The organism is Vibrio sp. 99-8-1 (assembly GCF_013114595.1).
Taxonomy (GTDB): domain Bacteria; phylum Pseudomonadota; class Gammaproteobacteria; order Enterobacterales; family Vibrionaceae; genus Vibrio.
In genome coordinates, this window is record NZ_VTXE01000003.1 from 110521 (window position 1) to 135931 (window position 25411).

Genomic DNA, 25411 nt, shown 5'->3' on the forward strand with positions numbered 1-25411 from the left:
AGAGAGCACCACCAAACAAAACGGGCGAATTGGCTGCCCGTTTTGTTTGTGCCTTGTTATTTAATAAAAGCGACACTAGTAAGGGTCGATAAAGCTACTAGGATTGCCCTGATCATGATGCTCATCTGGGTTGATGAGGTCATCGTGCTTATCATCTTGGCTACCTACTTGATGAGACAACTCTGCGGCATTGTCAGCATCAAGGTGTAAGCTGTCCACGGGTTGAGAGTCGTCAGCTAAGACAATATCAATATCATCGGGTAACACAGATTGTTGACTTGCCTCTCCAAATGTCTGAGTGGGCTCAATGCCTAACGCTGATAGATAAGCCGCTGCACCGTGCTGAGGCGCTTCATGACTAGAGTGATGCTCTTGCTGCACAAGGTGAGCTTCATTGTCAATGTCACCACCAGATAGGGACGTTAGATCAACGTCTAATGAATCTGAATCCATCGGTTCATCAGCCTGCGTTGATATCGGAGGTGGGGGCGGCGGTGGAGCCAATGGAGAGACATCCATCCCTGTGAGTGTTGTAACATCAATATGGTGACCACTGTTCCCATGGATTGACTGAGAGTGCAAATGCAGGTGCACCGCAATTTGAGAATTTTGTGCGCCGTCCAGAGTCAAAACAAAAGAATCGGTTTCATCAGTACCTGAACCATAACTGCCTCCACTATGCGTTTTTATCACGCCTGAAGAGGTGCTGTAATCGTAATCTAGATGCCCTGTATGAGGGTCAACATGCAGCGTACCAAATTGGCCATGTAAGCTTGTGACGATATGTCCCCCGCTACCGAAAATACCCCATCCATTATGTTGTGAGCCTCCTGTTTGATGCTGTGGAGGTGTTCCTAAAGATGCATGAAGATCTTGGTGTCCTGCACCACCAGTGATTTGAGGGGCAGCTACTAGAGTAGGTGTTATGGGTGCTGCTGGTGTCACTTCAAGAGTTAGGATATTTTGAGAAGAATCGCCTATCGGGTTTCCTCCATCATCACCTACACGATAAATCATGCTTGGCACTTTGCCGGTAAAGCCAGCCTCTGGTGTAAAGGTGTAGTGACCATTGGCTTCAATAGTTAACGTACCTACCCCTGCCATGGTATGTGGATGTCCGGGAGTGACGGTAACGTAACCCGACGCTGGATCTTTTATTTGAATGTCTTGCAGCATTAAATGGGCATTGGAATCAGTGTCTGTCGCCGCTCCACTCGCACCCTCATGAGTGCCTACGCCAGACAGAAGATTACCTTCGATTGATCCACTATGTTGCACCCCAGAATCACTGAGGCTATGCAGAACCGGCTTGTCAGTCGTGCCGTTGATGGTCACTGTGATGGAATGCTTAGTGCCATCTTTGGATGTCATTTCCATGTGATCAGTCAGCGTTTGCCCATTGTCCAAATCTTGAACAGCAACATTGTTGTTATCTGCGGCATAGACCCATGTGCCACTGCTGTTAATCACAAACTGACCATAGGTGCCACTTTGGGTTAAGTGATGTTGGCCATTCAAATCCAATGCAGCTTCACCTTGACCATCCGCGTCAGAAACAACCAGATGCCCGTTGCAAGTAAGAGCGTCTTGAATGGTTGATGCCCCAGAAATATGCAAGTTGTGGTGAAGGCTTGTGTCTTCGGTGATACTACCTGTATATCCTGTAAAGGTAGCTGCATCATTGACGGCAGCTAGGTTCATTGTCGCTGATGTCGAAACTGAAGCCCCATGTTCATCCTTCACATCATAAGTAAAGTGAACTTGGCCGTGGTAGTCTTGCTCTGGTGTAAAAGTGAACGTTCCATCATGATTATCGACAATCTGTCCATGATCAGCCGTTAAGTGTTGAACGGTGAGCTGGGTGTTGTCATCAACATCAGAGGCATGTGCTAACAGATCTGAAGCTTTCAATATAACTGACGTATCTTCCGTACCTTGAGACAGGGTGACAGAGGATGTGACAACTGGCGTATCATTCGTTCCGTGTACGGTAACGGTAATATCTCGATGTGCGGTTCCATCAATCGACTCAACCGTAAAGGTTTTTTGATAGCTTTGTCCCTCTCCCAAATGCTGGAGTTTGGCGTTGTCTATTGTGTACTGCCATCCACCTCGAACATTTATAGAGAAGTGCCCGCCTTCAGGTGTATCAAAACTTTGTGCGACGAAACCTGCTTGGCCATGATCTGGGTCGATTATATGTAAATTGCCGCCACTCCATACTTGATTTCGCGTACTCCCCGGTGACAAGTTATCTTCATAAGCGTGGTTATTCAGTGAAGAATATTGACCCACTGCAATTCGTGCTTGATCGTCCTCGCCAATAATTTTAATGATGACTGTTAATTTTTGGCCATCACTGGTTCTAACTTGGTATGGCACCTCCATAGTTTCACCTTGGTGTAAACTATTAACCAAATCGCTAGCATGTCGATTTGTGGCCATTTGCAGGCTAAATTCATAAGAACCATCTGGCCATATATACAAATACCCTGGGGCATACCCTTGACCCATATATCTGCCGCTAAAGACAAACTCAGTATTATCTCCTGTATCCATATCTGTTAGCTGTAATTGACCATGATAAGTTGATGTTTTGCTCGTTAAAGCTTGCGATTCGGTCATCTGAATCACATTGGATGTGAGTACCGCTTTGTCATCAGCCCCTTCAATGGTGAGCGTGGCTGATTGTGGTGTTTGCCCTCCATGCCCGTCATCAACGAGATAATTCACAACGACTTTTTGTGTTTGACCCGCAGACAAATGTTGAAATGCAGAGTGGGTCGCATCAATAGTCAGTGAATGCCCGTCAGGACCAAGAGCAAAACCATCAGGTAGAGCGGTGGTTGCGGTCGAACCATCGACTGAATAACGGATTTGTGAAACCGACAGTGCATCACCTTCTTTGTCTGTTGCTCCAGTGAGTAGGTCAACCAAATGATGACTGGTTGAATCTTCTTTCACACTATCGGTCAGCGGCTGAACATCTGGTTGGTCATTGACGGCAACAACCGACATTGAAGCAGAAGCCAGTGCAACGCCACCATGATGATCATGCACTTGGTATTGAAAATGCAGTTGTCCGTTGAAGTCTTTCTCAGGGACTAAAGTAAATGTGCCATCGCCATTATCAAGTATTGAACCATGGTTGACGGTGAGGTTGCTAATAGAGAGTTGGCCTACGTCATTGCTATCAACATCTGTCGCGTTGGCAAGAAGATCTGCGGAGGTGATTATTTGAGTGGCATCTTCTCTGCCAATATTAAGCTGCACGTCTGCTGAGACTGTTGGATCATCGTTGGTACCGTGAATTGTGAGAGTGATGGTGTGTTTATCACCACCAGCACTTTGAACTTCATATTGAACTTGCGCGCTTTCACCTTGACCCAAATGTTGAACATTGCCATTTGGCACGCTATAAGTCCAATCGCCTGCTTTGCCTATCGTGAGTGTTCCACCATAAGGATCATGAAGAGCATGGGCATGGCGAGTAGCATGAAAATGGTCTTCTCCAGCATCGGGATCAGCCACATTCAAAACACCGGTCGTAAAGATGGTGTGCTGCGCATCGCCTTGAACGTGCCTATCTTCGGTGAGGCTTCCTGAATCTATTCCAGAGAACTGAGCAGCATCCCCTGTAGGTATGAGCGTCATATTTGCATCGGTGTGCGTGACGCCAGTGTGGGCATCTTTTACATCGTACGTAAAGTGAACCTGACCGCTATAGTCTTTATCTGGGGTGAAAGTGTAGGTTCCGTCTTGGTTATCCAATATGGAGCCGTGGTCAGTACGGAGGTTCTCGATGGTCAATTTACCAGCATCATTACTATCGACGTCCATGCTGTTGGCAAGCAATTCCACTTGTGTAATTGTCTGCGGCAAGTCTTCTTTACCTGAATTTAGTTGGACCTCACTAGAAACAAACGGGGAATCATTGTCGCCGTGTATCGTAATGACAACGTCATGGGTAGTACCATCGGCACTTTGGACCGTTATGGTATCAGTCAGCTCTTGTCCGGTATTTAGTGCATCGATTTTTCGTCCTACTGCACTGTTGCCTACATCAGCGTAGTAACTCCAGTTGCCATCGGTTTGAAGTATCAAACGCCCATATTGCCCGAAGTATTGATAGGCGGGAGCATTGTTGTCAAAATGCGCCTCCCCTGAGTCATGGTCAATAATGTCCAATTTTCCGGAGGTATGTATCGAATCATTCCAGAGGTGTGAGATATTTCCACGTTGATAATCAGGCGAACGGTCAGCATAAGTTGACTCATAAACGTCTCCTGAATCCATACCAGAGATTTGAGCAGCATCGTTAGTTCCGACAACCGTTATCTCGAGATTCTGAGTAGCACTCGCACCATGCTCATCGGTGACGGTAACAGGAATGGTGACCGTTTGAGTTTGACCTTGTGCAAGTGATTGATAGTTGGCGTGTGATGGGTCAAAACGGTAGCTACCATCAGTGTGAAAGGTTAACCCATCCACAGGGTTTGTGATTGAGTAAGTCAGCGATGCGCCATGGTCGATGTCCTGTCCAACCATTTGTCCTGATAGTAGAGAACCATCCTCTGTGACCGATTGATGCTGCGCACTTAGAGTTGGCGCATCATTGGTGCCGTGTATGTTCACTTGTATGGTGAAAGTAGTGCCATCTTGCGATTTCACCACACACTCATCAGTGATGGTTTCACCCTGTTTCAGCTCTTGTACTAATGGCTGATGGTCTCTAATGGTATAGGTATAGCGACCGTCTTGCATTAGTAGGATATGACCACCGAGTTTGGTGTCATAACCGATGCCTTGATAAGTTTGAGGGCCTAAATTGATATCAAACTGAGCTTCCCCTTTGTCTGGATCAACGATAGCTAATTTGCCGTCAAAGTGAAGATTGTCATGGGTGTCAATATAATAACGGTCTTCGGTGACACCACCTTGATGATTATCTGTGCTGGCATAGCTAATCTGTGCATTATCTGGAGTTGGAGTGAGAGTAAGTGAAGCGCTGCTATGAGTCGTCCCTCCATGAGCATCTTTAACATCATAAGTGAAGTGCACTTGGCCGTTGTAGTCTTTGTCTGGTGTGAAGGTATAAGTGCCATCTTTATTATCAAGGATTGAACCATGGTCGGCATGCAGATTAGCAATGCTCAGCTTGCCTAAATCATTGTGGTCAACATCAACACTATTGACGAGCAATTCCTCTTGAGTAAGGGTTTGTGGTAAGTCTTCTTTGCCTGTGTTGAGTTGAACGTCACCAGAGACGTAAGGCACGTCATTGTCGCCATGAATCGTGATCACAATATCATGAGATGTCCCATCTTTAGTATGTATTGTGATGGTGTCGGTTAGGGTTTCACCCGCACCTAGCTTGTCAATCGTAGAGCCCACGGTTGTGCTAGCCCCTTTCTGTTGCCAATCCGTTTGACCAGCAGCGACAGCGTATTCCCAGTGCCCATCACTTCGCAGTAATAAATGCCCATATTGACCATGATAAGAGTAGACACCACCCTTGGTATCGAACGTTGCTTCATTCGTATCTGGGTCCACAATAGATAACTGACCTGAAGTCGTTAGTGCATCATGGCTAATTTTCGCCATGCCCGGTTGAGCATAGTCAGGTGACATATTTTGCCCTGCTTGGTTCTCTGCTACATCGCCAGTATCAACGCCTGCAACCTTAGCGGCATCATTAGTGCCGGTAATCACAATCTCTAGGTTCTGTGTTGCACTGACACCATGTTCATCGGTCACCGTCACAGGAATAGTCAGGGTTTGAGTTTGACCTTGTGCAAGTGCCTGATAGCTTGCGTGGGAGGGGTCAAAACTGTAGCTACCATCAGTATTAAAGGTTAACCCATCGACGGCATTAGGGATTGAGTACGTCAGTACTGCGCCATGATCAATGTCATGCCCAACCATTTGCCCTGTTAGTTTTGCTCCATCTTCATTGACTGTTTGGCTCTGTACTTGAAGCGTTGGTCCATCATTGGTACCTGACACAGTAATCTTGATGGAATGCGTAGTGCCATCGGCTGATTGAATGGTGAACACGTCTTGAGGGTGTTCGGAGACGTTAAGTTGCTGAACATGAGGGCTGTTATTGTCCAAAATATAATGCCATGAACCGTCTTTATCAAAGTCGAGGTGACCAAACTGACCAGTGATTTGATCAGCGATAAAGTGGTCTTGGTTGGCATCAGGATCATTGATGGAAAGCTGGCCGCTGACGCTAACTTGATGATCTTCTACCACGTTGCCAGTACCACCAGTAATGATCGCATTATCATCACTGCCGCCAATCGACATATTCAGCACTTGCGCAGTGCCATCTTTGGTATGGACGGTAAAGGATTCGTGCAGTGCGTTATGGTTGGTTAATGCTTGGATATTGCTTTGCGAGTTGTTGACTTGGTATTGCCAATGGCCGTCAGCGTTTATTGTTAAAGTACCGTATTGACCAGTTATGGTTTCGGCTTGTAGCCCACTTTCACCATGATCTGGATCGACAACATCGATTTTTCCGGATGTACTAATCAAACCATGAGAGTCAATGTTATGGTCTTCGGTGACTTGACCATGTAGATCGCCGCTAATGGTTGGTGATTCTTGTTTACCTTGCACTGGGATTTGAATGATGACACTCGAGCCATTAGAGAGATGCAGTATGAATGTATCGGTCCCAGGTTCTTGTTTTTTCAATAAAATATACGCTGGAGCTTTAGGATCTAGGGTGAAGGTATATTTACCCGTAACATCAACATGAAGCGAGCCATATTTCCCTTTGAATGTTTCGTCAATATAAGTAACAGTAGGTTGAGCTGTGACTTGGCTTTGGGGGGAGACTGTTTTTGATACAGTCTTTGCTGGTAGAAGAGCAGATGTTTCTGAGCTCTGTCCCCAAAAGTAGTGGATAATAGGATGAAGCTTTGTCGATAAATGGTGAGAGGAATGAAGGTCTGTACTCTGCTTCTCATTGTTGTCATCAATTTGTGAAGCGGTGTGAGACTGAAGGTTGGCATTTGACGGAGTTATTATATTCCCCACGACAGGGCTTCTTCTCTTTAGTTGATTGTTGTTTGTACTGGATGCAGCTATATTGTTATGTACTACTGCATCACTATTATCTTCATTGATGATGAGTTCTTCGCTGGGTTTATCGAAGGATAATGATGGCAGAATCATGACAAGTTCACTAGGCATTGGAACCTTAAGGTTGACCTGAGAAAACAAGCGAACCTTTTTTATTGATTTAGAGTGTATTTTAGGTTCTGAGTTACCTTTTACAGTAGTAATTGATTTATGGTCTTTTTTATCTTTAGTAGCCATTGACGTTCCTTGTCTAGATTTACACAATCACCCTTTCAGTAAACTATAGAATTCAATATTTTGCCACTTTAACTAACTGGGCCGGTTGATCTTTCAAATATAAATTCTGTTCAATCAAATAACGTTTGAACAAAGCATGAGGCGAGTAACATAGTTATTCAATGTCAGCGACTCATAACACTGCTCAGGACGCTTTTAGATGAGCCCTTCGGGCTGCGTTTGTTGGCATTTTCTACTACGTTATCGCCTGTTGGTATCGATGACTACACGGCGCAGACCCTGACTAATCCCACGCTGATTTGATACAGATGTATGCGGCTAGTTTTTTGAAGGTCTCAGAAATCAAGCCGCCGTCAGCTCAACTTTGACTCATTACTCCTTTGCTGAACCCGAGTGATTTCGTCGTTAACCCAATGTAGCAACTGCTTTGTCGCTTTAGACAAAATCTGGTTTTGTCGCACGACATAACCAAGGCTAGTGGTAGAGAAATCGGTTAATGGAGTGACCTTAGAATGTAAATGTCGCTTGGTTGAGATAGCAAATTCAGGAATGATGGCAACGCCAAACCCAGCTTCAGCCCAGTCGATTTGAGCATCCACACTGCCAACTTCCATCACTCTATAATTGGGTAAGTTAAGGCTTGGCAAGGCATCATCAATAAAGTCGCGAGTTCGTGTATCGTGTCCGAGTAAGATAAGGGTGAGCTCTTGTTCAGTTTCTCTATCTAAGGGGGTATCTCCTTCTATTTGGCTATCGTTCTGCCATGCGCCAAAGTCATCTCCCAGCGCACACCAAGTAATTTTTTGTAGCTCTGTAAAGTGCAGAGGTTCACTCTGTTTTTGAGAGATAACAAAACCAAGATCCGCCTGAGCGCTTTTCACTAAACCTGAAGCCTGAGAAGAGGTGGTATTTAATAAAGTGAAATCTATTCCCGGATATTGCGCCTTGAATAGCTGAAATGGCCGAATCAACAAGACACGGGAGATGATGTCGCTAACCGCAATGGTTAATGTGCCGCGGCTAAGATCACTGATGGCATTAATGTCAGCCTGACAGATCTGTAACTCTAGCAAAGTTGTTTTACTGCTTTCTAACAACCGTTCACCCGCTTGAGTTAACCGAAAAGGACTTCTCTCAACTAACTTTGCTTTTGTGGCTTGCTCTAACTGTTTTAAGTGCAAGCTGACATTAGGTTGAGTCATATGCAGCGCGTTGGCGGCTTTTCCAAAATGTTTACATTCAGCCAATGTTACGAAGGTTTTTAACCAATGAATATCAAGCATGGGGGCTCACTTAGCGTTCGATAGTTTGATATGAGTTTCTTATCGGAACAATAATTATAATTAATTTCTCTTATTTGGTCGATGAGAATAGCATGTGTTCTTCACTAATCAGGAGAAAAATTATGTCGTCTATTGTTGTTGTGGGAGCTAATTGGGGTGATGAAGGTAAGGGTCGAATCGTGGATTTTTTGGCCTCTGATGCATCTGCAAGTATTCGTTTTCAAGGCGGAAATAACGCCGGTCACACAGTAGTCAATGATTTTGGCACTTTTAAACTGCACCAGTTACCAAGTGGCATTTTTAATCCAGATTGTCTTGCAGTTCTTGGCCCTGGCATGGTGATCAGCCCAGCCGCTCTTACCGAAGAGATAGCGGAACTACAAGCGGCCAATGTAGATATTAAGCTGTCTATTTCTGATCGTGCAACATTATGTCTACCTCTGCATGCTCTTGAAGATACCTTAGAAGAAACACGTTTGGGTGATGCCGCTTATGGCTCAACACGACAAGGTATTGCGCCTGCTTACGGCGACCGCGTTATGAAAAAAGGCATTCTAGTTGGTTGGTTGAACCAACCTGAGATTTTAGAGCAGCGTATACAGTTCTTGTTAGATTGGAAAATGCCGCAGCTAAAAGCCTTATATCCAGAGTGCGACTTTAACCAGAGTGCCGCAGAAATGACGGAATGGCTGTTAGAGGTGACAAAAGCGTGGCGTCCATTTATCTGTAACGTGACACAGCCACTTAAGGCGCTGCAATCACAAGATGCAAGTTTGCTCTTTGAAGCTCAATTAGGCGCAGGACGTGACCTTGTATATGGTGAGTATCCTTGGACAACATCCTCTAATGTGACGGCGGCTTATGCGGGAATCGGTTCTGGTTTACCGGCTCTTCGTCCAGAGCGCATTATTGCAGTTGCAAAATCATTTAGCTCTTCTGTTGGGACAGGCACCTTAGTTACGGCGATGGAAGAACAAGACAACTTCCGCGAAAGCGCTAATGAGTATGGTGCCGTGACGGGGCGCCCACGGGATATGGGATATTTTGATGCGGTCGCAACCCGAAATGGTGTTGAACTTCAGGCGGCAACGGAGATTGCTCTGACTAAAATTGATTGCCTGTCGGGTTTGTCCGAGCTGAAGATTTGTGTCTCATATGCTGGTGAACACAGTGAAAATCCAATATGGCCGCAGACTGAAGGGCTAAAACCTGTTTATGAAAATATGAAAGGGTGGGATGAAGACATCACCAACTGCCGGACTTTTGAAAGCTTGCCTAAAGCAGCTCAAGACTATGTGACTCGTATCGAAGAGCTAATGGGTGTGCCAGTTATCATGGTATCGGTAGGCCCAGAACGTGACCAAATGATCATTCGTAAATAGTTAGATCGAGCATTTATCGACCATGACAAAGCGCTGACAAACGTTGTGTCGGGCGGATTGTAGTCAGATTCTGGCTAGAAAGATGGTTAATGAAAGGACATAAATACAAGTTTATGACATTCATTAACCATTTATGAGTTCATCCTAGCTTGCCGTGTGGCTAAGACTGTTTGGTGAATCGGAACGTTTGCACCTTCTTTTCTTCGCCATTAATAAAGGCATAAGAATCAATAACCCAGATGTTGGCGCTAATCAGTCCAAGTTCAATTCGTGTATCTGAAGCAGGGATACCAGCATAAACTTCATTATCTGTGCTGTTTGGGTAGAAGTGGTAACGTTGAGAGTCACCCTGTTTTTCACCAGAGAAAGAGATAGATGTGGCGGTCGCTTCGTTAGTGACCTTTAAGCCGTATCCATCTTTTGCATCATAAGAGAACTTAGCATCCAATAGTTTGTTTTCTGCGGTGGTAATGGTCACTTCGGCATCAGAAATAGAGGTAAGAGAGCCTGTTGCCTGTAGCTCAGTAAACTCGGACTCAATGTCGACGTTTTGAATATTCACATTCCAGTTGCCAATGAATCGGTCAATCTCTGCCCATACTTGGGGAGAAGCTTCGGCAGAAGAGCTTCCTACACCAGAAATAGCAACGTTTCGGCTGTCATGGCGAATATTTTCTCTGTTATTATTGATATCCGCTCCCGCGCCTGCAACGCCCCCAGCAACACCACCGGCAATCGCTCCTTTCATTGCCAGTTCAGCATCACCAGTTAATGCTCCCATAGTCAGTCCAAGTAAGGCTCCACCCGCGGCTCCCTGTTTCGTCGCAGCATTTGGATCGTCGCTGGTATTTGGGTTTACACAGCCGACTAATACTGGCAAAGAGACAGCAGCAGCAATAGCAATACGTTTAAATTTTTTCATTTTTGGTTTTCCTCATAACATCAATAGCGGCATTGTATCTGCGCAATGTCAGAGGGCATTCAAAGGAGTTTGCGCAAATCGTTAAGATTGTTACAAGATGTGAATGTGCGGATGTGGGACAGGTACAACCTCTCGTGGAAATTCTAGTTTAGCTTTAGCATAGAAATGCCCAAGCTTTATCAACTTGGGCGCTGTGTCTGATGAAATTGAGCCTACGAGGTTTCTCTTTTACTGGATGACCCTATACAAGATTTCAGCCGAGCATTTACACCGTTTCCCCAGCTTCATCCTCTTCAACAATATCCGTTTCTTGGCTAGCCTCTATTAGCCATTGTTGCAATGACGTGCTGGCCAAGACCTTTTGTTGATACGCTTTTGCGCCATCAGACAGTTTAATTCCGTAGGTTTGAAATCGTAGCGCAACAGGTGCAAACATGGCATCGGCGATGGACCATTGACCGAACAACCAGCCATCTTGGTACTGTTTCATTTGCTCTGACCAAATGGTATCGATACGGGCTATATCCTTTAGCGCTCCGTCGCTAAGTTCAATTTTTCTGCGAGCACGAATGTTCATTGGCAACTCATTTCTTAAATCGAAAAAGCCTGAGTGCATTTCGGCGGCAATGGCACGAGCTTTCGCTCTTTCCGCGGCACTCACGGGCCATGCTTTTCCTTGCAAGTGTTGCTCATTTACGTATTCCAAAATTGCTAGTGAATCCCACACGGTGACATCATCATCCACTAGGGTGGGTACTTTTGCGGTGGGTGTTATCTTCTCTAATGTTTGGTAGAAATTTTTAGTGAATAGCTTTAGCTTGATCACTTCGATATCTAAATCAAATTGAGAAAAAATTAACCAAGCGCGAAGTGACCAGCTTGAGTAGTTTTGGTTGCCGATAAACAATTGCATTGAAGCCTCCATGCGGTTTAAATAGTAGTAAGTTATTTAAGAGTAAGTCATTAGCTTAAAAGTCATTAAATTGTGAATTCACAATATCTGATAGTTTTCTGTTCGACTAATGGATAGTTTTGATGGATTACTTCAACAAAAACGATGGATGGAATTGGATATGGATATCGAAGCGCTACGTAGCTTTCTGGCTTTTGTTGAAACAGGCAGTTTTACTCGTGCCTCCAAGCAAATTAATCGAACTCAGTCTGCGTTTAGCGCCCAGATGCGAAAACTTGAAGATGAACTTTGTGTCAGTTTGTTTGAAAAAGAGGGGCGAAATCTTGTCCTAAGTGAAGCAGGATTAGCGCTACGTTCTCATGCCGAGCAGTTAATCGGCTTGCACAATCATGCTGTTAATCAAGTGAAACGATATGAGAACAAACGCCCTTTACGTTTAGGTTGCCCTGAAGATTACAACGACAACATCTTAGCCAAAGTTATTTCCGTCCTTCAGCAAGCTAACCCTACCTGTTCTATTCAAGTGATCAGTGAGCCAAGCATTAATCTAAGAGATATGCTGGACCACGGTAAATTGGATGCCGCTATTATTACACGCGCACCGGGTAGCGAAGAAGGTCACTGGTTAGCCAATGACCAAGGTGTATGGATTAGTCATCCTGAATTTGAAATAGACAATTCTCAACCTCTGCCTATCACCCTGTTTCAAACCGACTGTAAGTACCATGCCGCAGCTGTTGATGGATTAACAAAACGAGGAATATCGTTTCAGTTGTTGGCCTGCTGTAATACTGCTTCAGCGCAACGCGCTATTGTGCGTTCGAAATTGTCCGTAGGTGCAATGGGCAGCATTAGTGTAAGCGATGACCTTAAAATTCTCGATAATATGCCACCGCTGCCTGCAGTCGAAATAGTGCTGGTTACCGGTATTGAGCCTCATCCAGTATTAGATAAAAAGTGTCTCTCCCAATTGGTTGAAGTTATGTCATCGCCGACGGATTGATAATGACGAAGTGAAATAGTAAAAGGTGGTTAAGCCAACAAGGCTTCTTGACAAAAAAAGAGCATCAGAGCGTAGGTTGGCGCTTGAACGTTTTATTTAACGTTTTTGATCCAGAGGTAAAACCCTCTCTTTTATAAAATCATCGCTAGGAACGGGGTAGCCAAGATAGTAGCCTTGAAAGTTCTCGCAACCTAGGTTAATAAGTGAATCCAGTTGAGCGCGAGTCTCAACCCCTTCGGCAATGACATCCAAGTCTAAGCTTTTGGCCATCGTCAGTATGACTTTTATCAGTGGCGTCGTATCCGAGCCGTCGGTGAGGCCTTCCACAAAAGAACGGTCAATTTTTAGCTCATCAAGAGGAAGCTCTTTTAGGTATTTTAGCGAGGAATAACCGGTACCAAAATCGTCGATAGAGAATGCTATCCCTTTTGCTTTTAACTGAAGCATCTTGTTTTTAGCGAGTTCAAAATTATTTAACAACAGGTTTTCTGTTATCTCCAGAACAATAAAGTGGCCGGGAATATCATACTTATTGAGTAAGTTGGTAATGTAGGCGACAAAATCTACTTGCAGAAAAAACGCGGGGCTAACATTCACAGCCAGATTTCCAAACTGACTTAAACAACCCTCTTCGCGCCATTTGGTTAAGAGAGTCATACTCTCTTCAAGCACCCATTTATCGATATCGATAATGAGCCCACTCTCTTCAGCATGAGGAATGAAAAAACCGGGCATGACCAAGCCATGCTTAGGGTTATTCCATCGAACAAGTATTTCCCCTCTCAACAGGTTGTTGTTATTGCCTATTTGAGGTTGAACCCAAACTTCAAACTGGTTTTGAGCCAGTGCTTCATAAATGCCTTCTTCGAGTTCAAGCAAATGCTGGGCGGCGTATTGCATTTCTCGCTCAAAGAACTGTACGCCGTTTCTGCCCAGTGACTTGGCTTTGTACATCGCGGTATCTGCTCGTCGAATTAGCTCGTTAGCATCGACATTCTCATCAGGGAAAAAGGCAATGCCAATACTGGCGGTGGCATGCAGAGTAATATCATCAACCTCTAAAGGTTCAGAGAGACAAGACAACAGGGAGTTTGACAGCAACATCGCTTTCTCTGCTGCATAATCAAGATTATCGGCGAGATTTGGTAGGGCAATAACAAACTCATCGCCGCCCAATCGGCCACACACCGCCTTGGTGGAAAATACTTCTCTGGTGCGCGATGCTACCTCTATTAATACGCGGTCACCGACAAAGTGCCCAAGAGAGTCATTGATCTTTTTAAACTGGTCTAAATCAAAGTAAATCAATGCGCCATATTGGTGATTGGTATTATGTTCTATGATTAACTCTTCGATCTGTTGAGAGAAAAGACTGCGATTGGCTAAGTGTGTTAGCGCATCATAGTAGGCTAGCTCATGAATCTTCCTTTGTGCATTCACTCTTTCAGTTACATCCCTAGCATTGACCATCGCAAACTCGTTCCCGTCGACGTCAATGTGGGTCGCTCGGCAATCTAAGTGCACATTGATGCGTTCTCCTTCCACGATTTTTTCAAAGGCATCATCAAAGCTATAGACTGTATGAACGGCGATTTTTTGAAACAGTTCTTCCATATCGCTAACGGTATAGTTCAAACTAAATTCAGCTAAGCTTCTCCCTTTGAGCTGGTCGAAGCTCTCTCCAACCAGTTGTTCTGCTAAATTATTGACGAGATGAACATGCGTCCCCGGGTGGCAAAGGAACATTGCGTCACTGGAGTTCTCCATCAATAGACGAGAAAAGCGTTCACTCTGTTTAAGGCTCTCCAACATTTTGGTCAGTTCTTTTGACGCTGTTTGATTTGCTTGCCACTCTTTGCTGAACTGTTCAACCAAAACCCCTAGTTCATCTTCTTTGGTGTAGGGCAGTGGGAAGATGTTTTTACTGGTGCCTAAATTTGTCACCCATTGAGCAATTCTCATCACCGGTTTAGAGACGTAAACGTAACTCAACATCACGAGAATCGTTGCCAGCAACAATGTGAAAGCCAGCGAGATAGTAATGTTGGTCTGCAATGCCCCAACCAGTTCTTTGGCTAATACCGATTCATCAATATAAATGTCTAAAGTGGCGTGCCGATCTCTTGAGTTGACACCGATCTCAAAAGACTGTTGTGAAGGTATATCAGCAAAATAGGAGGCGACTTGAAGGTGGGTGGACATGGTAAAGGTTTCTGGGCGAGTTTTATCCCCTAGAACATCATCGAAATCATCATAAAACGCTGCTCGTTTTATCAATGGTTGCCGTATCAGTGAGGTTAATATTCCATCTGTTTGTTTTTCGTCTAAGGTATAAACCGCACTACTGAGTGTATCTCTATGTAAGTCAACGGAACGAGCAATACTTTTCGCTTGTTCAACTCTATCTTTTTGTAACAGAAGATAAACGTTAACCAGAGAAGATATACCACCACAAAGCATCGATGCGATAAAAATATACACAGTCTGTTTTATGGAAATACTCAGTTTCATATACGCCTACTTATTTACTGCATTCTAAAAATATTTTCTTTGTATTTCTTGGTATTTTCCATTCTGTATGATTATGTTTAGTCCACGATTGAACGAGGCGACAACCTCATCATTATTGGGGTAAAACTGACTAAGACATAAATGAAGTTTATTGGCGGGTACATCGTCTAAGTAGGTAACCTTCAGCTCATCTTGTGCATTCATTTTTTTTGCAATGTGCATCGTTGGGATCTCTGAGCTGTAAAAAACGTCTACGCCACGATGAAGCACACTCACCAATGCAGAACGCATATCTTTAGAAGGGACATAGGCAATACCGTTGTCATTTAATTGATTTTCTGTTCCCCAACCAGAAATGGTGGTGACGCTATAGTTTTTTAAGTCGGAGAGTTTGGTAATTTGATCGGTATTGGTGCCTTTTCGGCTGATCACCGTTTGCTGAGTCGTACTGATAGAATCACTAAAGAGCATGTATTTTTCACGTCCCTCTCGTTTACTGCATGACAGGCCGCCAACTATCTCGCCGACTTGCATCAGTTTCATTTGACGTTTCCAAGGCAGAACCTCAAATACCACAGACTGTCCGCTTTCTTGAAAGGCCGCAGAGACAACGTCAACATCCATTCCTGATATTTCATTGTCAGCATTAACAATCATATAAGGAGGATAATTTACAACGTATAAGGTCAAAGACTCTTCAGAAAACACCAAACTGCTAAAAAAGAGTGTAAACAATATATTAAGTGTTCGTACCATATAGCTCACCATATAGCCTTAGTGAATGCTAATAAAACTAACCTTTTAAACGATGAAAGGCAACTGAGTTTTATCACAATAACGTTACATTTATGAGCTTATTAAGCCCGAAACTCCATGAATTAATGGACCTTTATAGTGTAGTCGCAATGTTAAATGTTTACATTGCTTTAATGGCAATCTGTTCTAAACGACGCTTAAGTCGGAATTCTGGAGCTCTTTGACTTCAATTCTTCCTATCGACATAGCCGATAGTTTTAGGTGATTCACTCATAATAGAGAAAACAGATGTTTATGGATGGCTTTGATGGAAGTAGGGTTAAGGCGTTTATAGATAGTCTCTGTAGATAGTTTCCAAATTTAGAGTAATGAGCTAGGAGCAGGTTGCCTAACTCATTGTTCTAATGACTAGAGGTATTGAAATTAAGACTCTTGGTTGTTTGCGCGCTCTGCTAATACTTCTTTTACTGCGAACATACCGTTTAACGCAGCGGGAAAACCAGCGTAAACAGACATTTGAAGAACTATCTCTTTTATCTCCTCTTCGGTACAACCAACATTTAGTGCTGCATGTAAGTGTACTTTAAGTTGTGGTTGGCAGTTTGCTAAAGCGGTCAATGCCGCTACTGTCGCGATTTCACGAGATTTTAAATCTAGTCCAGCACGGCTGTAGATATCCCCAAATGGGTATTCAACGGTAAACTTTGCCAAATCAGGGCAAACATCTTTAAGACTTTCTATTACTTTGTGTCCGGCTTCGCCATCAATTTGACCTAGTTTCTTGAGGCCTCTTTCGTATCTTGTATTGCTCATTTTCTAACCCTTTGTATTTTTGGTTACAGAAGGTTACTAGTTAGAGTTAACTCTAAGTCAAGAGGATATTTTTTCTTCATAGAAGACAATCTTTTCTTCAAGTGCTGTTAGGTGAGTGAGCTGTGATTCGATGTTTGATTTTAGTTTTATACGATGCTGCTCCAAAAGATCTTTCCTTTGCTGCAAAGTACGGTCTCCCAATTCTCTTAAATCTGCATATCGCTGAATTCTTTCAAGATCCATTCCGGTATTTTTTAAACGGACAATAAACCCAACCCATTCAACATCATTTTGTGTATAGAATCGATGGCCGCTAGTGGAACGATGTATGTTTTTTAACAGACCGATTTTTTCGTAATATCGAAGCGTGTACGCTGATACACCGACTATGTTTGAGAATGTTGTTATGTTCATTATCTGTTGCCTAATGAAATCCTAATTGCTGGTATTTTACATTTAAAAGAGCTTAGTGGTTACCTGTATTGTTTGGGCTCGCTAAAGCTGAGGTCTGTTTTAGTCGAGTTGTCTAACGTGTAAGTGACAATACCCCCGTAGTGTTGGCCTTCCTGCCCAGAACTTTACCCCTCGGGCGTCTTATGTAATTTTACAAAAGCATTCGGATAGCAGTTGGGATATTTCCTTTAATCGGGTGAGTTACGATGTAACAGGGGCGGTAGATAAAGCCAGAGTGAGAGGACGAACTGATTGGGTTGACTACTTAACAACAGGTCGATGCGGTTAGTGAAATCAGGGCAATGTCTTAGAAGTACTTTTCATCTTTTTTCCGCACGTATTTAAACGATGGAGCTCAGTTAAATACGTGCGTTTTAATCGCTGCTGTTACTCAAATATTGGCGCGTCGTAATCGTGCCCTTCATCGGTATAAGCCGTTACAATGGCATCTGCCACTAAACCTGTTTCGGCTTTTACCTGAGTTTCAAAAAACGATTGAATCTGTTTTCTTCGGCCATGTGCTGCCCATGCTTGCGCATTTTCCCAGATCTCATTGAAGACGATAGGGTAATCATTTCTTGTGGCACTTGGATGGTCTATTTGGCGAGTTAGCATGTATTGAATGCAACCCTCTTCGCGGTACGAATCTGGTTCAAGTGCTTTTAACACCTCAAACAGCTCCAGTTCCTTTCCTTCTTTTGGCTTAAATTGTGCTAAAACATAAACACGGCTAGTCATTATTTTTCTTTCCTACTGGTATTGAGGCGGCAAATATACCTAGCAAAAATGAAAACGCCAGAGCTATTTCGTGCTGAAATGACGAATTAACGCTATTGAAAAGAAGGCGACAGTTTTGACTGTCGCCTTCTGCTACTGAAGTTTTTGCTCGTTTATCTCATCGAGTGTGATGAGATTATTTAGATAAAGTAACACTTCTTGTAATTCATGTTGGTCTGAATCGGTACTGGTGCTGAGAAGGGTTATCAGGTATTCGCGTGCTATTAGCGGTAATGGGATGTCTTTATTTTCGGCCATAGTAGTCTCCTTTGAGTTTTAAACTCACCACTCAGAGGTACTAATCTATGGGTGGTGAACTGAACAGGGTTAGTACTACCGCCTCAAAGGATACGGCGCGCCGAAGCGCCCCCGCTCAGCTCACCATAATCTAGTTTATTGTCAATTAGTTAGACAAATTCGCTATGTTTAGGTGTGCCGAAGCCGCACATAAAAAACCAGCAAAAGCTGGCGTCAATGCGCCTTTGAGTCTTGGGGCAGGGTACTAATCCTGTCACTGGATTTTGCCAGTGCGTTTGTAGGTTATGTTGTCATTCGTTTAGTGTCAATGGGTTATGTTGATGGGCGTTTAGGCTGGGTAATTTGAAAGAGCCATTGCTCCGACTCCACTCTGCGAAACAGAATGCGAGTAAATTAAATCAGATAACTAGCCAGAACTTAATTAATGATAGAACTCGGAACAATCGCATATACGGAAACGCCCAAAGTTATTAGCTTTGGGCGTTTCTTCTAACAAACTTGGTTACGACAAACGGAGCTTTAAAGTGTCATATGCAGAATTGGAAAAGGTTTTCCCATATCATCAAGTGGCGAGCGTGAAACGACTTTGAATCCCATATGCTGATAGAAGCCTACTGCCTGTGGGTTTTGTTCGTTTACATCGACTTTGGTTGCGCCTAACTGCTCTATTGCGTATTGCAGCAAACATTTACCAACGCCTTGTCTTCTTGTCTCGTTTAAGATGAACAGCATTTCAATTTTTGAGTCGTGAATACCCACGAAACCTAGAATTGAACCACTTTCATTTTTCACACATTTTAACGTGACAGCAGGAAAAGCCTGCTCAATGATAATGGGTTTAAAAAACTCGATATCTTCTTCTGTAATGAAGTCATGAGTTGCTCGGACTGAATTTTCCCAAACATTAAGCATTTCGGCATAATTTTCAGGAAGCACATTTTCTACAATCATTGGGTTTTCTCTAAGGTTGACTGAAATTCATGTGCAGCCGCGAAAGCGTATTTTACCGACAAAGTATATGTCCGTCCAATTAGCATTGACGTTACTTTTGTTTGGAGATGTTAAAGGGCAGACAGTTTTGATGGTTAGGCGGTATGACTAGCCATTAAAGACATTAAAGTTTTTTTGACAAAACCAAGTTAGCATTGCAACTGCACCCATTTGAGCAATAAATGCAAATAATTGCGAATAACCAACAAAAATAGAGTAATTGTGTTACCTTGTCTTCTCTCCCTACCGCTTAGTAGGGACTTCTTTTCTTTTCCGAGATCGTATCGGCACTCCTTAGTCGCCCTCCTAAGCCTTATAACAAGGCTTTAATAATGTCAATTTCAAAACAAAAGTTAAGAAATATCTTCAAGCTGGTTGAAAATACCGAAATTAATAACTCTTCATCAAATATCACTCCTTGGTTACCACTTGCTGATAAACAAGAGTCCGTTATTCCCTCTGCATTTGTATATTGCGAAGGTAACTTTGGGAAAATTGATGGTAAGACGGCAAATGGGCTCGTTAGACATTCTCAGAATTATCGCATTTTGTCTGTTATTGATAGTGAGCTTTCAGGTTTAGATTCTGGAGAAGTACTTGATAATAATAAAAATGGCATCCCTATTGTTGCAAATATCGAACAAGCTATAACTCAAGCAGAACTCATTCCTGATTACTTTATTTTTGGTGTTGCTCCATCCGATGGGCTTTTATCTGACATAGATAAGACAGTCATTCTTAATGCCATGGAGCAGAAAATGAATATTGTTAATGGACTGCACGAGTTTCTAACTGACGATCCAATATTTATGGCAGCATGTAAAAAAAATAGCGTTAAAATATTAGATATTCGCAAACCTAAAAATAAAGAAGATCTACAAACGTTTAGCGGGAAAATACACAGCGTGAAGTGCCCAAGAATCGCGGTTATGGGTACGGATTGCGCGTTAGGAAAACGCACAACAGCAACAATATTGGCTAATGAATTGAGTAAAAAGGGCCTCAACGTTGTCATGATCGCGACCGGGCAAACGGGTATTATACAAGGTGCTCGTTATTGCGTTGCACTCGATGCTGTACCATCTCAGTTTTGTGCTGGCGAGTTAGAATCTGTCATAGTGAAAGCATATGAAACAGAAAAACCAGACATTATCATTATCGAGGGGCAAGGAGCACTGAGTCACCCCGCATTCTCAACTAGTTCCTTTATTTTACGAGGTAGTTGCCCAACCAGTGTTATTTTGCAACACGCCCCTAACCGTATAAATCGAATCGATTTTCCTAATATGCCGATGCCTTCAGTTGCATCTGAGATTAATCTTATTGAGACGTTTTCAAATACATCTGTCATTGGGTTAACACTTAATCATGAAGATATGTCGTCAGATGAGGTATTAACTGCAATGAGTGGATACTCTAATGATTTGGGTATTCCAGTTACAGATGTGTTGTCGCAGCCAGTAGAACAACTGCTGCACATAGTGTTATCAGCGTATCCTACGATAGCCAGTAAACTGGTTGATAAAGAGTGAGTTACCCCAGGTTAGACATTGATTGCACTAAAATTTATCACAATACTAATTTCCTCTTTAACCAGTTGTCTTTGAAAAAAATATCAGTCACACCAGTTACAAAGGCTTTTCAAGGTCACCCCGTAATCGCTCAGGTTATGATTGACGCTGGTGCAAAAATGCTTGCGGATTCTAGGTTAGAAAATATTAAAAAAATGATGCAAGCTGGAATTTCTGTTCCGAAGATGTTGATACGCACACCAATGCTTAGTCAAGCTGCTAGTGTCGTAAGATATTGTGAGATCAGTATGAATACAGAGATTCATACAGTTCAAAGACTATCTGCAGAAGCAAAACAATTAAATATCAACCATGGCATTATTATCATGGTTGAGCTTGGTGATCTTAGAGAAGGAGTCATGCCTAGCTGCGTCTTTGATTTTATCCATAAAATAATCGCCTTACCCAACATAAAAATAAAAGGGATTGGTACTAATCTAGCTTGTCGATATGGTATCGCCCCTGATGATCAAAAAATGGAGCTTCTATCAGACTTAGCCGATGAAATTGAATCTAAATTTGGACTAAGTTTAGACATCATTTCAGGAGGCAACTCAGCTTCAATTCATTGGGCACTGAACCACACAGGCCGGACTCGGGTGAATAACATTCGAGTAGGGGAAGCTATTTACTTAGGTTGCGACCCTTTAAAGCAAGAAAAAATCAAAGGTTTATATACCGATGCGATTATTTTAACCGCCGAAGTGATCGAATCTAAGATTAAGCCATCTTTGCCTTGGGGTTCGCGAGGTTTAAATGCATTTGGAGAAAGCAAAAGCATTTTAAATAAAGGGCTTGTATCACATAACATTCTCGCATTAGGTCGCCAAGACGTATCAATTTCTGGCCTCAATGCCCCAAAGGGCATGAAAATAATGTCAGCAACCAGTGATCATCTAATCGTTGAAACGTTAGGCAAACCGTTAGTCGTTGGGCAAAAGGTCGAGTTCAATTTAGATTATAGCGCTCTCTTGTCTTGTATGGCCTCAAGCTGTGTCCATAAATTTTTTAATGGGGATAACGTTTCAGGAGTTTCACAAAAAGACAAATGACAAAGTCAAACCTTCTCATAATTCTAGTCACCTTAATGCTTAACGGCTGCCAGTCAAACGCGGTTCAGTCAAATAAGTTAGCTGACTATAGAGCGACTATTATTTCCAGCATGCTCCCAAAAAAGCTGGGACCCATAACATTGGTAAAAGCAAAAGCAGAATTAAATAACGTAATATTGGTTTTCACAAAAGAGACATACGTAGATATGAGTAAATTGTTAGAAGGGGTCACCACGGATTATTGCAGCAGGCTAGAAACCCGACATTTACTTAATAACGGTCTCATCTATCAAATCGTCATGTTAGATCCTGAGAATAAAATAGAGTTCATCGGGGTAATATCTCTAGATAAGTGTTCTAGCTAAATGATTGATAATAAGATGAATGAAAACCAATATGAATTATTTAAAGTCCTAAATGACATTGTTTTATTCAGTTTTGAAAAACTGACTCCTTGGGAGCAAACTTTCATTTCGGATTTACAGCACAAATCAATAGCAAGGCAACCTATTTCAAATAAACAAGAACAGCTTGTTTTACAAATATTGAAGAAAGCCAATAGATTAAAAAGGTAATAATGTATCTAGTAATTATATTAGCTAAGTTTATATTTTCCTTTTTCCATTGCATCGCAGCTTATAATGGGACAAAAGTGAGCTACACAGCGCTTCATTTCAGGTGTTGAAGATGAAATGAAGCGCAGAAGGTTTGTTTCATCATTTAACAGAACGTTACCATGGAATAGCAGAACCGTCATAGTTAATGAAATGACCGCTCATTGACGACTCGCTAGCCTCGATTACTTTCATGAGGCCCTCAGCAGATGTAAGGGTATCAATCAGTGCGTTTGGCCCACCCATCTCTGTTTGTACCCAGCCGGGGTGAAGTGCGAGAACGGTAAAGCCTTGAGAAGTTAAGTCGTTGCTCAAGCTTTTTACCACCGAGTTTAACGCGGCTTTTGAGGAACGATAGATGTACCCGCCACCTGATGTGTTCTCAGCTATGCTACCAACTTTCGATGACAGACAGGCAATTTTCTTTGTTTGACCCTGTCTGAGCGCACTTAAAAATGCTTCCACCAACTTTAAAGGCGCGATAGTGTTGATTTCAAAAACTCGACGCCACTCATCTACATCGGTGTTTCCCAAGTCGTAGCCTTTTGGGCCGTAGTAGCCCGCGTTATTAATCAACAAATCAATGCTGTCGATGGAGGCTGCTATCTTTTGAACAGAAGGGTAATCTGTCACATCAAGTTCCACACAGGATAAATTGCAGTGCTTTGTTTGTAGTTCCAAAAGTGATTTTGAAGAGTCGGCATTCCGGTATGTAGCGTAGACGGTGTGTCCAGCCTGTAAATAGAGTTGAGTTAAGCTCAAACCTATTCCTCGGTTAGCTCCTGTAATAAATATGACGCTCATAGTCGTTCCTTAGTGTGGTGATACTGCTTAATTTTGATCACTTAGTATGAAAAGAGCAATGACCAACTCGCTACTCAGCGACATTGCTATAAAAAGTATGACTGCACAATAGAGCCGTAGAATGACGACACTCAAGATGAAACCTTTAAAAAGGTCTTTTAGCAGCATAAGTGAGGTAACTTATTTATTTTAAAATGTTTTTGGGCACTTCGGAGTTACGAAGTGCCCATGGTGAAGGTTCTGGATAGAGCTAAGTTCGGTAGCATTACCCTTTAAGAAAGTTGCTTAGTAAAGAACTCAATCGTACGTGTCCATGCTAACTCTGCTTCTTCTTCAGCGTATCGGCCAGTTGAATCGTTGTGAAAGCCATGATTCACACCATCATAGGTGTAAGCGGTATATTCAGCACCAATCTCTTTGAGTTCTGTCTCATAGTCGGGCCAAGTTGCATTAACACGTTTATCCAGCCCAGCAAATTGGATAAGCAGTGGTCCTTTCACATTCTTTCTTAAGTCAGGTGCTGCCGGAGTGCCATAAAATGGAACACCTGCATCTAGCTGCTCTGGCATTACCGCAGCCAACATATTCACGATATAGCCACCAAAGCAAAACCCAACCGCGCCTAGTTTTCCGTTACTTTTCTCATGAGATTTCAAAAAGTTCGCGGCGGCTATAAAGTCCTCTTCAATGCGCTCTTTTGATAGAGACTTCTGCATCGCTCGACCTTCATCATCATTGCCAGGATATCCTCCAAGTGAATGAAGTGCATCCGGTGCAAACGCAATAAACCCAGCCGACGCGAGTCGTCGTGCCACATCCTTTATATACGGATTTAGGCCTCTATTTTCATGAATAACTAATACAACCGGTGCATTCCCTTCTAGCTCTTTTGGTACGACTAAGTAACCACGCCCCTCTCCGTGCCCTTTAGGAGACGGAAAGTTCTGGTAAGTTGCTTTGATGGAAGGGTCATTGAAAGAGATCTGTTCTGCTTTTGCATAATTAGGAATCAGAGCAGAAGTTAATGTTGTCATGGTTAAGCCAAGTACAGTCAGGCCTGATAGTCGAGCCATAAACTCTCTTCGATCAATTAGGCCGTGCGCATATTCGTCATACCAATCAAATGCTTCTTGAGGGATAAGCCTAGTTGATGTTGATTGAGACTCGGTGTTTTTATTCATAACTTTTCCTTGTTGTGAGTTGTTGAGCAAATTAACTATAGTAGAAAAAGAACGAATTTGAACGATCAATCAATTTTATTACTTATATCTCCAACTCAAAATGAGTACCATCCGGCATTCTAACATCGATGCTCATTTCACCTCCCATCGCAGCAACATATCGCTGAATGGTCTCAAGTTTTGCCTTTGCGCTTGAGTTCTCTAGATTCGAGATAGTGGGCTGCTTAACGTGCATCAATTTTGCCATATCCGCTTGAGTTAGTTTTTGGTTGTCGCGAAGCTCTGACAAGCGAATACTCGCCACTATCGCTCTCGCTTTGTGTTTGGCTTGAACTAAAGCCTCAGGAGACATCAACGAATCCAACTCGTCTAGAGGTCGGCTTTTGCTAGTCATGTTATTCTCCTTTCAAGTGATTGCCGAATTCTTGATCGGCAATCTTAATTTGTTGTTTATAAAACTGTTTATCATTAATTCCTGTTTTGTCACCTGCACAGAGAATGATGCCAGTTCGTTGAGGATCAAATGCAAAAAAAATGCGTAATGGTCTGCCTTTGCTTTGCACTCGAAGTTCCTTCATATTGCGATACTTGGAACCATACAGGCTATCCACCCGTGGTCTTCCTAAGTTAGGGCCTTCTAATTTCAATACTTCGAGGTAAGCGCGGACTTCTATTTTATCCGTTTCATCTAACTCTCTGAACCACTCAGTGAAGGGTGTTCTCGTTGATATGTTAAACATAGTAAGTTATTAACTCTTTGCGTGAACTGAGTATAGATTACAGTCTATATAGACTG

The 25411-nt window shown here is 42.9% G+C and carries 21 protein-coding genes; 6 read left to right on the top strand and 15 right to left on the bottom strand.

Features of this window, described 5'->3' with window-relative positions; genetic code table 11:
* Positions 1 to 75: 75 nt before the first annotated feature.
* Both F0227_RS02360 and F0227_RS02365 read right to left on the bottom strand, forming a co-directional pair.
* The gene (locus F0227_RS02360) at positions 76 to 7332 is read right to left on the bottom strand and encodes a VCBS domain-containing protein (RefSeq protein WP_171751555.1); all 7257 of its coding nucleotides are present in this window, start codon (positions 7330 to 7332) and stop codon (positions 76 to 78) included.
* Positions 7333 to 7685: 353 nt separating this feature from the next.
* Positions 7686 to 8615, bottom strand: coding sequence for a LysR family transcriptional regulator (locus F0227_RS02365; RefSeq protein ID WP_171751556.1), 930 nt, complete (start codon positions 8613 to 8615; stop codon positions 7686 to 7688).
* Between the two features lie 122 nt (positions 8616 to 8737).
* Between F0227_RS02365 and F0227_RS02370 the strand changes: the two genes are divergently transcribed.
* Positions 8738 to 9997: an adenylosuccinate synthase gene (locus tag F0227_RS02370; protein WP_171751557.1), complete on the top strand. Its 1260-nt coding sequence runs from the start codon at positions 8738 to 8740 to the stop codon at positions 9995 to 9997.
* Positions 9998 to 10157: 160 nt separating this feature from the next.
* On the opposite strand, the gene F0227_RS02375 is transcribed toward F0227_RS02370, so the two are convergent.
* Positions 10158 to 10919, bottom strand: coding sequence for a hypothetical protein (locus F0227_RS02375; RefSeq protein WP_171751558.1), 762 nt, complete (start codon positions 10917 to 10919; stop codon positions 10158 to 10160).
* A 265-nt stretch (positions 10920 to 11184) separates the two neighbouring features.
* Positions 11185 to 11832 (bottom strand): glutathione S-transferase family protein, encoded by a 648-nt coding sequence (locus tag F0227_RS02380; protein WP_171751559.1) that lies wholly within the window; start codon positions 11830 to 11832, stop codon positions 11185 to 11187.
* A gap of 160 nt (positions 11833 to 11992) precedes the next feature.
* Between F0227_RS02380 and F0227_RS02385 the strand changes: the two genes are divergently transcribed.
* A complete protein-coding gene (locus F0227_RS02385; RefSeq protein WP_171751625.1) occupies positions 11993 to 12835 on the top strand; it encodes a LysR family transcriptional regulator in 843 nt (280 codons plus the stop codon).
* A gap of 96 nt (positions 12836 to 12931) precedes the next feature.
* On the opposite strand, the gene F0227_RS02390 is transcribed toward F0227_RS02385, so the two are convergent.
* From F0227_RS02390 to F0227_RS02420, 7 genes are all read right to left on the bottom strand, one after another.
* Complete coding sequence (locus tag F0227_RS02390) at positions 12932 to 15346, bottom strand: EAL domain-containing protein (protein ID WP_171751560.1); 2415 nt, start codon at positions 15344 to 15346, stop codon at positions 12932 to 12934.
* Positions 15347 to 15370: 24 nt separating this feature from the next.
* The gene (locus tag F0227_RS02395; protein WP_171751561.1) at positions 15371 to 16102 is read right to left on the bottom strand and encodes a transporter substrate-binding domain-containing protein; all 732 of its coding nucleotides are present in this window, start codon (positions 16100 to 16102) and stop codon (positions 15371 to 15373) included.
* A 423-nt stretch (positions 16103 to 16525) separates the two neighbouring features.
* Positions 16526 to 16915, bottom strand: a complete 390-nt coding sequence (locus F0227_RS02400; RefSeq protein WP_171751562.1) for a carboxymuconolactone decarboxylase family protein — start codon at positions 16913 to 16915, stop codon at positions 16526 to 16528.
* A gap of 57 nt (positions 16916 to 16972) precedes the next feature.
* Complete coding sequence (locus F0227_RS02405) at positions 16973 to 17329, bottom strand: MerR family transcriptional regulator (protein WP_171751563.1); 357 nt, start codon at positions 17327 to 17329, stop codon at positions 16973 to 16975.
* A gap of 426 nt (positions 17330 to 17755) precedes the next feature.
* Positions 17756 to 18106: an antibiotic biosynthesis monooxygenase gene (locus tag F0227_RS02410; protein ID WP_171751564.1), complete on the bottom strand. Its 351-nt coding sequence runs from the start codon at positions 18104 to 18106 to the stop codon at positions 17756 to 17758.
* A 132-nt stretch (positions 18107 to 18238) separates the two neighbouring features.
* Positions 18239 to 18403: a hypothetical protein gene (locus F0227_RS02415; RefSeq protein WP_171751565.1), complete on the bottom strand. Its 165-nt coding sequence runs from the start codon at positions 18401 to 18403 to the stop codon at positions 18239 to 18241.
* 519 nt (positions 18404 to 18922) lie between these two features.
* Positions 18923 to 19354 (bottom strand): GNAT family N-acetyltransferase, encoded by a 432-nt coding sequence (locus tag F0227_RS02420; protein ID WP_171751566.1) that lies wholly within the window; start codon positions 19352 to 19354, stop codon positions 18923 to 18925.
* Positions 19355 to 19725: 371 nt separating this feature from the next.
* On the opposite strand from F0227_RS02420, the gene F0227_RS02425 reads away from it, so the two are divergent.
* Genes F0227_RS02425 through F0227_RS02440 form a run of 4 tightly spaced genes read left to right on the top strand, consistent with a single transcriptional unit; the run spans position 19726 to position 22591 of the window.
* Positions 19726 to 20925, top strand: a complete 1200-nt coding sequence (locus F0227_RS02425; RefSeq protein ID WP_171751567.1) for a DUF1611 domain-containing protein — start codon at positions 19726 to 19728, stop codon at positions 20923 to 20925.
* Positions 20922 to 22016, top strand: coding sequence for an alanine/ornithine racemase family PLP-dependent enzyme (locus tag F0227_RS02430; protein WP_171751568.1), 1095 nt, complete (start codon positions 20922 to 20924; stop codon positions 22014 to 22016). The genes F0227_RS02425 and F0227_RS02430 overlap by 4 nt, the downstream gene beginning before the upstream one ends.
* A gap of 35 nt (positions 22017 to 22051) precedes the next feature.
* Positions 22052 to 22381 carry a type II secretion system pilot lipoprotein GspS-beta gene (gspS2, locus tag F0227_RS02435; protein ID WP_301338342.1) on the top strand — a complete coding sequence of 110 codons (330 nt, stop codon included), beginning with the start codon at positions 22052 to 22054 and terminating at the stop codon, positions 22379 to 22381.
* Positions 22382 to 22591, top strand: a complete 210-nt coding sequence (locus F0227_RS02440; RefSeq protein ID WP_171751570.1) for a hypothetical protein — start codon at positions 22382 to 22384, stop codon at positions 22589 to 22591. It abuts the gene before it with no gap.
* Between the two features lie 156 nt (positions 22592 to 22747).
* Here F0227_RS02440 and F0227_RS02445 read toward each other — a convergent pair whose 3' ends face one another.
* The 4 genes from F0227_RS02445 to F0227_RS02460 all read right to left on the bottom strand — a co-directional run bounded on the left by F0227_RS02445 (position 22748) and on the right by F0227_RS02460 (position 25355).
* Entirely contained in the window at positions 22748 to 23434 is a 687-nt protein-coding gene (locus F0227_RS02445; RefSeq protein ID WP_171751571.1) for an SDR family oxidoreductase, read from the bottom strand.
* A 272-nt stretch (positions 23435 to 23706) separates the two neighbouring features.
* The gene (locus tag F0227_RS02450; protein ID WP_171751572.1) at positions 23707 to 24615 is read right to left on the bottom strand and encodes a dienelactone hydrolase family protein; all 909 of its coding nucleotides are present in this window, start codon (positions 24613 to 24615) and stop codon (positions 23707 to 23709) included.
* An 82-nt stretch (positions 24616 to 24697) separates the two neighbouring features.
* A complete protein-coding gene (locus F0227_RS02455; protein WP_171751573.1) occupies positions 24698 to 25009 on the bottom strand; it encodes a helix-turn-helix transcriptional regulator in 312 nt (103 codons plus the stop codon).
* 1 nt (position 25010) lies between these two features.
* Positions 25011 to 25355, bottom strand: a complete 345-nt coding sequence (locus F0227_RS02460; protein WP_171751574.1) for a type II toxin-antitoxin system RelE/ParE family toxin — start codon at positions 25353 to 25355, stop codon at positions 25011 to 25013.
* Between the last annotated feature and the right edge of the window lie 56 nt (positions 25356 to 25411).

Coding starts and splice junctions, on each gene's coding strand:
- F0227_RS02360 (WP_171751555.1), bottom strand. CDS start 7,332: ATGGCTACTAAAGATAAAAAAGACCATAAATCAATTACTACTGTAAAA.
- F0227_RS02365 (WP_171751556.1), bottom strand. CDS start 8,615: ATGCTTGATATTCATTGGTTAAAAACCTTCGTAACATTGGCTGAATGT.
- F0227_RS02370 (WP_171751557.1), top strand. CDS start 8,738: ATGTCGTCTATTGTTGTTGTGGGAGCTAATTGGGGTGATGAAGGTAAG.
- F0227_RS02375 (WP_171751558.1), bottom strand. CDS start 10,919: ATGAAAAAATTTAAACGTATTGCTATTGCTGCTGCTGTCTCTTTGCCA.
- F0227_RS02380 (WP_171751559.1), bottom strand. CDS start 11,832: ATGCAATTGTTTATCGGCAACCAAAACTACTCAAGCTGGTCACTTCGC.
- F0227_RS02385 (WP_171751625.1), top strand. CDS start 11,993: ATGGATATCGAAGCGCTACGTAGCTTTCTGGCTTTTGTTGAAACAGGC.
- F0227_RS02390 (WP_171751560.1), bottom strand. CDS start 15,346: ATGAAACTGAGTATTTCCATAAAACAGACTGTGTATATTTTTATCGCA.
- F0227_RS02395 (WP_171751561.1), bottom strand. CDS start 16,102: ATGGTACGAACACTTAATATATTGTTTACACTCTTTTTTAGCAGTTTG.
- F0227_RS02400 (WP_171751562.1), bottom strand. CDS start 16,915: ATGAGCAATACAAGATACGAAAGAGGCCTCAAGAAACTAGGTCAAATT.
- F0227_RS02405 (WP_171751563.1), bottom strand. CDS start 17,329: ATGAACATAACAACATTCTCAAACATAGTCGGTGTATCAGCGTACACG.
- F0227_RS02410 (WP_171751564.1), bottom strand. CDS start 18,106: ATGACTAGCCGTGTTTATGTTTTAGCACAATTTAAGCCAAAAGAAGGA.
- F0227_RS02415 (WP_171751565.1), bottom strand. CDS start 18,403: ATGGCCGAAAATAAAGACATCCCATTACCGCTAATAGCACGCGAATAC.
- F0227_RS02420 (WP_171751566.1), bottom strand. CDS start 19,354: ATGATTGTAGAAAATGTGCTTCCTGAAAATTATGCCGAAATGCTTAAT.
- F0227_RS02425 (WP_171751567.1), top strand. CDS start 19,726: ATGTCAATTTCAAAACAAAAGTTAAGAAATATCTTCAAGCTGGTTGAA.
- gspS2 (WP_301338342.1), top strand. CDS start 22,052: ATGCTTAACGGCTGCCAGTCAAACGCGGTTCAGTCAAATAAGTTAGCT.
- F0227_RS02440 (WP_171751570.1), top strand. CDS start 22,382: ATGATTGATAATAAGATGAATGAAAACCAATATGAATTATTTAAAGTC.
- F0227_RS02445 (WP_171751571.1), bottom strand. CDS start 23,434: ATGAGCGTCATATTTATTACAGGAGCTAACCGAGGAATAGGTTTGAGC.
- F0227_RS02450 (WP_171751572.1), bottom strand. CDS start 24,615: ATGAATAAAAACACCGAGTCTCAATCAACATCAACTAGGCTTATCCCT.
- F0227_RS02455 (WP_171751573.1), bottom strand. CDS start 25,009: ATGACTAGCAAAAGCCGACCTCTAGACGAGTTGGATTCGTTGATGTCT.
- F0227_RS02460 (WP_171751574.1), bottom strand. CDS start 25,355: ATGTTTAACATATCAACGAGAACACCCTTCACTGAGTGGTTCAGAGAG.